This window comes from Betaproteobacteria bacterium (assembly GCA_016791345.1).
Lineage (GTDB): Bacteria > Pseudomonadota > Gammaproteobacteria > Burkholderiales > JAEUMW01 > JAEUMW01.
In genome coordinates this window covers 1-7492 of record JAEUMW010000054.1, presented here as the reverse complement: position 1 = coordinate 7492, position 7492 = coordinate 1, and the positions used below count along the sequence as shown (strand labels likewise).

7 protein-coding genes are annotated in these 7492 nt (G+C 64.7%); 6 read left to right on the top strand and 1 reads right to left on the bottom strand.

Annotated elements, in window-relative coordinates; genetic code table 11:
* From JNK68_02020 to JNK68_01995, 6 genes are all read left to right on the top strand, one after another.
* Positions 1-415: DUF202 domain-containing protein (locus JNK68_02020; GenBank protein ID MBL8539126.1), on the top strand; the 415-nt coding region annotated here is incomplete at its 5' end.
* Positions 416-686: 271 nt separating this feature from the next.
* The gene (locus JNK68_02015) at positions 687-2198 is read left to right on the top strand and encodes an arylsulfatase (GenBank protein ID MBL8539125.1); all 1512 of its coding nucleotides are present in this window, start codon (positions 687-689) and stop codon (positions 2196-2198) included.
* A 213-nt stretch (positions 2199-2411) separates the two neighbouring features.
* Entirely contained in the window at positions 2412-3263 is an 852-nt protein-coding gene (locus tag JNK68_02010; protein MBL8539124.1) for a membrane transporter protein, read from the top strand.
* A 273-nt stretch (positions 3264-3536) separates the two neighbouring features.
* Complete coding sequence (locus tag JNK68_02005; protein ID MBL8539123.1) at positions 3537-4070, top strand: hypothetical protein; 534 nt, start codon at positions 3537-3539, stop codon at positions 4068-4070.
* A 111-nt stretch (positions 4071-4181) separates the two neighbouring features.
* Positions 4182-4766, top strand: a complete 585-nt coding sequence (locus JNK68_02000) for a hypothetical protein (GenBank protein ID MBL8539122.1) — start codon at positions 4182-4184, stop codon at positions 4764-4766.
* A gap of 179 nt (positions 4767-4945) precedes the next feature.
* On the top strand, positions 4946-5998 hold the full coding sequence (locus tag JNK68_01995) for a hypothetical protein (protein MBL8539121.1): 1053 nt from the start codon (positions 4946-4948) through the stop codon (positions 5996-5998).
* A gap of 9 nt (positions 5999-6007) precedes the next feature.
* Here JNK68_01995 and JNK68_01990 read toward each other — a convergent pair.
* A partial coding sequence (locus JNK68_01990) for a ubiquinone biosynthesis protein UbiB (GenBank protein MBL8539120.1) occupies positions 6008-7492 on the bottom strand: 1485 nt, incomplete at its 5' end.

Here is a 7492-nt window from a genome sequence, read left to right as displayed (position 1 = left end):
TGAAACCGAGTCGGTGCCCGACCGCGGCACCCGGCTCGCACAGCAGCGTACCTCGCTCGCGGTCGAACGCAGCTTTCTCGCGTTCGAGCGAACGTTGATGGCCTGGCTGCGGACCTCGCTTTCGCTGATCGGCTTCGGCTTCACGCTGGCGAAGTTCTTCCAATACCTCGCGGAGCAGCGCGGCGCTTCAGTGGTCGGGGTGTTTGGCCGCGCGTGGACATCGGACACTGTTGGACTGGTCATGATCGCGATAGGGACGATCTCGCTCGTGCTGGCCGTGGTCCAACATCAACGCCGCGTGCGCGCATTGCGCGAGCACGGCTTGGCGCCGCAATGGAATCTTGCCCTCTGGGTTGCTAGCTTCGTTGCCGTGCTGGGCGTGTTCGCGTTCTTGAGCTTGGTTTTGCAGTTGTGACATCCGCCGGCTGCGGGCGGGTTCCTGCCGGCGAGCGCGTCCATCTTCGCGCGCTCATCGCCTTCGGGATTCGGATAGCAAACCGTCGCCCGCTGTCCTATCCTTCCTAGTAAGCCTCGCTGCCGCTCTGGCAACGCCGCTTGCCACCCCCGCCGGCGCGCGTGCATGTGAGCGGTCGGGTCGGGTGCAGCGCAGAGGTTCTCCGGTCAAGACGGCTTTTCAGGCGCGGCAACGCGAGGTGATTACCACAAAGTTCAAAAAGGAGGCGCGCATGGCGAAGCAGCAGAAGCCGAATTTTCTGATCCTCTGGGGCGACGACATCGGCCAGTCGAACCTCAGCATTTTCACCAAGGGGTTGATGGGCTACCGCACGCCCAACATCGACCGCATCGCCGAGGAGGGCATCCTCTTCACCGACTACTACGCCGAGCAGAGCTGCACGGCGGGCCGGGCTTCGTTCATGACCGGGCAATGCGGCCTGCGCACTGGGTTGACCAAGGTCGGCCTGCCGGGCGCCGAGCTCGGCATGCGCGCCGAGGACCCGAATATCCCCGAGCTGCTGAAGGACCTGGGCTACGCCACCGGCCAGTTCGGCAAAAACCACTTCGGCGACCGCGATGAGCACCTGCCGACGATGCACGGCTTCGACGAGTTCTTCGGCAACCTGTATCACCTGAACGCCGAGGAGGAGCCCGAGCTGCCCGATTACCCGAACGAGAAGGACTTCCCCGACTTCAAGAAGAAGTACGGCCCGCGCGGCGTGCTGCACTGCTGGTCCGACGGCAAGGGCGGCCAGAAGATCGAGAACACCGGGCCGCTGACCAAGAAGCGGATGGAGACCTGCGATGTCGAGTTCATGAATGCGGCGAAGGACTTCATCCGCAAGGCGCACCAGGACAGCAAGCCCTTCTTCGTGTGGTTCAACGCGACGCACATGCACCTGCGCACCCACATCGAGGACCGCATCCGCGGCCAGGCAGGGCGCTGGCAGTCCGACTACCACGACTGCATGATCGAACACGACAAGCACATCGGCGAGATGCTGGCGTTGGTCGACGAGCTGGGCATTGCCGACAACACGATGGTGATGTATAGCACCGACAACGGCCCGCACATGAACACCTGGCCGGATGCCGGCATGACGCCGTTCCGCAACGAGAAGAACTCGAACTGGGAGGGCGCCTACCGCGTGCCGTGCATGGTGCGCTGGCCCGGCGTCATCAAGCCGGGCACGGTGTCCAACGATATCGTCAGCCACCTCGACTGGCTGCCGACCATCGTCGATGCCGCTGGCGACCCCGACATCAAGGAGAAGCTCAAGAAGGGCCACAAGGCGAACGGCAAGACCTTCAAGGTGCACCTCGACGGCTTCAGCCTGGTGCCGTACCTGAGCGGCAAGTCGCCGAAGCCTGAGCGCAAGGGGTTCCTCTACTTCACCGACGACGGCGATCTCGCCTGCCTGCGCTACGACAACTGGAAGGTCGTGTTCATGGAACAGCGCGTCCAGGGGACGCTGCAGATCTGGGCCGAGCCGCTGGTCACGCTGCGGGTGCCGAAGATCTTCAACCTGCGCACCGACCCATACGAGCGGGCAGATATCACGTCCAACACGTACTACGACTGGATCTTCGATCATGTCTTCCTTCTCGTGCCGGCGCAGGCCGGCGTCGCGGAGTTCCTGCAGACCTTCAGGGACTTCCCGCCGCGGCAGAAGGCGGCGAGCTTCGGCGTCGACCAGGTGATCGAGAAGATGACAGCGGCCGCCGGAGGGGGTGGCCGCTGACAATCCGACATGCACGGGGCGCCCTCCAAGGGCGTCCTGTCCCCGCGCGTCCATTCACTGGTTCGGGGAGTGTGGGCACGGTATGTTTCGCGATGGCCCGCGGCGTCTTCTGCAGCAACTGCCACCCAGGCGGATGAGGCAAACCCGAAAATCGCACTCGACGGAGGAGTGGCTGGCGAGGTCGCCGCCGCACGCTGCCAATCGCTTATGGACTTGAAACAACTCGTCATGCTGGCGCTTCAGGTGAGCATCGTCTGCACGGTGTTCCGATTCGGCCTGGAGACCGCATGGAGCGACCTGATCTATGTCATGCGCCAGCCAGGCCTGCTGTTCCGGTCGCTCGCTGCCGTCTTCGTGGTCATGCCAGTGCTCGCTGTCGTATGCGCACGCCTTCTGGACCTGCCGCATGCGGTAGAAGTCGTTCTCGTCGCGCTGGCTATTTCACCGGTACCGCCGCTGCTACCCAGGAAGGAAACCGAGGCCGGGGGCCATTCCTCGTACGGGCTGGGATTGATGGCGCTGATGGCGGTGCTCGCCGTCGGCTCCGTGCCACTTGCCGCCGAGTTCGTCGGACCCGTCTTCGACAAGACGTTCGCCGTGCCCGCCGCACCTATTGCGCGCATCGTCCTCGTCGCCGTGGTAGTGCCGCTCGCAGCCGGCATGCTCCTTCGGGCGCGATGGCCGACTGCGGCGGACCGGCTTGGTACGCCGGTGCGCATCGGTGCAAACGTGCTGCTGGCGCTTGCGATCATTGCTCTGCTGGTTGCGACCTTGGGGGCCGTCTGGGCGGCGGTGGGTGATGGCACGGTCGTGGCCATTGTCGCCTTCGTCGTCGTCGGGCTGTTGGTCGGGCACCTGCTGGGCGGTCCGGATCCAGAACATGCGGTCGTCCTCGCGCTGTCGACCGCGTGCCGGCATCCAGGGATCGCGTTTGCGGCAGCCTCGGCAGTTTTTCCCGAAGAGCATTTCGGCGGCACGATGCTTCTATATGTCGTAGTTAGCACGCTGGTCGCGATCCCGTATCTCGCCTGGCGTCGCAAGCGGGTGACAGTCGCCTCGGCGTAACGCGCGGAAGATCGGGGACTGCATCAGTTCTGCGGGGTCCGCATGGCTCTTCGCATTGAGTTCGAATTTTTGCGTTGCATGCTGCAGGCAATGCGCGGCATCATGCGCGTGCTTCAAGGTGCTCCTGCTGAAGAAATCGCCATGAGGCAAACGACGCTGTCTGGAAGGCGTTCCTTCTCGTTCTCGAAGCCGGCGACGAGAGAGCGTGCCCATGTCTGCCGGCCATAAGAGGGAAATCGTATGCGACTGCAGAGACTTTTCACCGTCGGACTCATGGCCCTGTCATTTGCGGCTGCATCCGCGTTTGCCGATAGCGGCGAGAAGGCGAAGAAGCAGGCGGAGATTCGTGGCAAGGCGAATACGACGCTGAATGCCTTCTACAAAGCGTCCCCAAAGCTCAAGGCCGAAGTCGCGAAGGCGGCTGGTTATGGTGTCTTCGGAACCTATGGCTTGTCGTTCGTGGTAGGGGGCGCCGGTGGGTCGGGCGTGGTCCACGACAACAAGACGAAGAAGGACACTTTCATGGACATGGCGCAGGCGAGCGCGGGTGTGCAGATCGGTGCGTCGGAGACGAGCTATCTGTTCGTATTCAAGGATGCCAAGGCCATGCAGAGCTTCATTGACTCCGGCTGGGAGGCGGGGGCTTCGGCAGCGGCCGGGGCCGGGACAGGCGAAAAGACCGTCGAGGCGGGCGCTGGGGCCGGGGCTTTCACGGGCGGCAAGGTGTATACGTTGACGAGCACGGGTCTGCAGGCCGGCGGTGCGGTTGCGGGCACCAAAGTCTGGAAAGACAAGGACCTCAACTGATCGATCCGCAGCTTCGGGTCTGGTGGCCGACACGGGTCGGCCCGCTGTCACAAGCGCCCCGTGCAAGGTGCCGGACCCTCATGGCTTCACCTCATAACGAGACGGCGACTCATGAAAAAAGCAAGCTTCCCCACCTTTCGTTCCACTCTCGCGATCGCCAGTGTCGCGATCCTGCTGACTGCCTGCGCGCCACAGCCACCCAAGCCGCTCGCTTTGTCGGAAACGGTCGAGGCGACCGCGACCGTGGAAGCAATCGACCAATCGACGCGGGAGGTCGTGCTGCGCGATGCGCAAGCGCACCAGATGCTCGTCAAGGTCGGACCCGAGGTGCGCAACCTGGCGCAGGTGAAGCCGGGTGATCGAGTGGTCGTTCGCTTCACCGAGGGCTTCGCTGCCGAAGTGGTGAAGCCCGGCACTGGCGTCGCCGGTGTGCAGGCCGACACGGCGGTTGCACGCGCGGCCCCGGGTGAACGGCCGGCGGCCGGGGTCGAGCAGCAGATCAGGACGACCGTCACCGTGTACGACGTCGACCCCTATGCCAACACCATCGAGGTCACCGGACCGCGCGGCTACAACCGTCGTCTCAAGGTCAAGGATCCGAAGGCGATCGCGTTCATCCGCGGCCTCAAGAAGGGCGACCAGGTCGAAGTCACCTTCAGTGAGGCGCTGGCCATCAGCGTCGAGCCGGCCAAGTAATCGTCCGTGGCCTCGCGCAGCGTCTGCCTGCGGAGTCGATGACGGCGACGGGAAGCGTCCGGAACAGCGCGGATGCGGAGACATTTTCTGTCTCCCTGGTCCGCGATGATCTGTTTTTCCGTGTCCAACGAGCTATTGGACTGGTGCCGCGCTCGGGGCTCGGCGTGCTGCGGCGAGCGCTGGCGTACGCGCTCGTCACCTGGGTGCCGATTGCGGTGTGGGTGGCGCTTGCCGGCCGCGCCGTATCGGGCGCCGTAGACGAACCGCTGTTGCAGCATTTCGGCGTGACTGTGCGCTGCCTCGTGGCCATCCCGCTGCTCGTGCTGGCGGAAGGGATGGCGCAGGCGACCCTGTATCGGCTCCTGCCGCAGTTCGTCCGTGCTGGCGTGGTGACCGACGTCACGGCTTTCGTGAAGACGCTGGAAGGCGTGAAGCGGCTGCGCGACCGGACGCTTCCCTGGGTGGTGATCTTCGCCGTCGCCTTGGCGTGGACCGTTCTTGCCCCCGATACGCACCAGGGCCACGACTTGCGCTGGGCGGAAGACGCGGCGCACTCCCGCGGTGTGGGTTTCGGCGGCTGGTGGTATCTGTACGTGGCGCGCCCGATCTACCTCACGCTGGCGCTGGCGTGGCTGTGGCGCATCCTGCTCGGCTTCGTGCTCTTCAAGCGCATCGCCGCACTTCCGCTTTCGCTCGTGCCGACACATCCCGATCGGCTGGGCGGGCTCGGCTTCCTGGAGTCCGTCCCGGTGGCTTTCGCGCTCGTCATCCTGGCGCTGTCGGCGGTGTTCGCCGCGGGATGGGGGCACAACGTCATGTACCACGGCATGAACGTGAGCGACCTCAAGGTGCCGGTCGCAGCTTTCGTGGTCCTGATCGCAGTCGTTGTCCTGGCACCGCTGGCGGTGTTCGGCGGGCCGTTGCGCCGTACGAAGCGCGCTGCGCTTCTCGACTATGGCGCCCTCGTCGCCGAACACGGCCGCATCGTGCATCGCCGCTGGATCGAGAAGAAGCCGGTCGTGGACGATGCGCTCATGTCTGCGCCGGAGATCGGCCCGGTGGCGGACGTGCAGGCCATCTACGAGGCGGTGCAGAAGATGCGCCCGCTGCCCATCGGCAAGTCGACGCTGCTCGCCGTGCTGGTGCCGGCACTGATTCCGGTCCTTGTCGTCGTCAGCATCCAGGTGCCGATCGGCCAGATGTTGCTGCAGGTCCTGAAGGCCCTGTCCTGACGCAACGAACTATTCCTTGCCCGACCGCCAGATGCCGAGAATGATCCACAGGCTGTTCATGAACGCGACCACGTATCCCGCAAGGCCCACCGCGGTGAGCACGGGCACACCCATCACGATCGGCCCCTCGGGGACGTTCATCACGATCGCCGATCCGATCACGAGCGACGCCGTCATGATGCCCATCGTCGCGCGGTCGATCGTGCGGTGCAGCTTCCGGCCGAACTGATCGAGCCGCTTGAGATCGATGTCGACCCGGATCTTGCCGCGCCGGGCGTCGCGCAGCAGGCGCGCGAGGTCGCGCGGAACACCCTGGACGACGTTGAAGAAGTCGTTGAGCGTGCCGCGACCGCGCTTGACGATCTGATCCGGGCGGTAGCGCTCGCTCAATACCCGCCGCAACAGCGGCTGCAGGTGATCGACCACGCGAAAGTCGGGATCGTACTGCCGCCCCAGGCCTTCCATCGTGATCATCGCCTTGAACATGAGCGTGAGATCGGAAGGCATGACGATGGAGTGCTCGCGGATGATCGCGGCGAACTGCTTGATCATCGTCGCCAGTCGCACGTCCTTCAGCGGCACGCCTTCGTACTCCGCGACGAGTTCGTTCACGTCGGCAGCGAGCTTGGCCTCGTCCACCGAGGCGTCGCCGGCCCAGTCGAGCAGCACGTCGACCATCGGTTCCTGATCCATCTGCGCGACCCCGGCCAGCAGATCGACCACCTGGTTGCGGCGCTCCAGGCTCAGGCGACCGACCATGCCGAAGTCGATCATGACGAGGCGGTTGCCGGGCAGGTAGAAGACATTGCCCGGATGCGGATCGGCCTGGAAGAAGCCGTCCACCAGGATCATCTTCAGCACCGCTTCCGAACCGCGCGCGGCGAGCAGTCTGCGATCCAGCCCGGCGGCGGCGACCGCGGCCTGATCGGTGGCCGAAATGCCGTCGACGTACTCCTGGACGTTCATGACTTCGCTCGTCCACTGGCGGTACACCGCCGGCATCACCACATACGGACTGCCCTCGAAGTTCTTGCGGAAGCGCTCGATGTTGCGCGCCTCGCGCGCGAGGTCGAGCTCGCGTTCGAGCGAACGCGCGAACTGACTGGCGATCTGCTTCGGCTGATAGCGACGCGCTTCCGGCATCTCGGATTCGATCAGATCCGCGATGTTGAGGAGGATGCGCAGATCCGCCTCGATCTTGGTGCGGATGCCCGGGCGACGGATCTTGACGACGACCGGTGTGCCGTCCTCGAGCCAGGCACGATGCACCTGCGCGATCGATGCGGAGGCGAGCGGCGTTGTGTCGAGCTCCTTGAAGACTTCCTGCGGAGGCCGACCCAGGGTGCGCTCGATCTCGGGCAGCAGCTGCTCGAAGGGAACCGGCGCGACGTCGTTGTGCAGCTTTTCGAACTCGGTGATCCAGTGCGGAGGAAAGAGGTCGACGCGGGTCGCGAGCACCTGGCCGAGCTTGATGAACGTCGGACCGAGTTCCTC

What these genes read in the sequence shown, in the direction of transcription:
- JNK68_02015 (MBL8539125.1), top strand. Translation starts at nt 687, where the DNA reads ATGGCGAAGCAGCAGAAGCCGAATTTTCTGATCCTCTGGGGCGACGAC.
- JNK68_02000 (MBL8539122.1), top strand. Translation starts at nt 4,182, where the DNA reads ATGAAAAAAGCAAGCTTCCCCACCTTTCGTTCCACTCTCGCGATCGCC.
- JNK68_02005 (MBL8539123.1), top strand. Translation starts at nt 3,537, where the DNA reads ATGGCCCTGTCATTTGCGGCTGCATCCGCGTTTGCCGATAGCGGCGAG.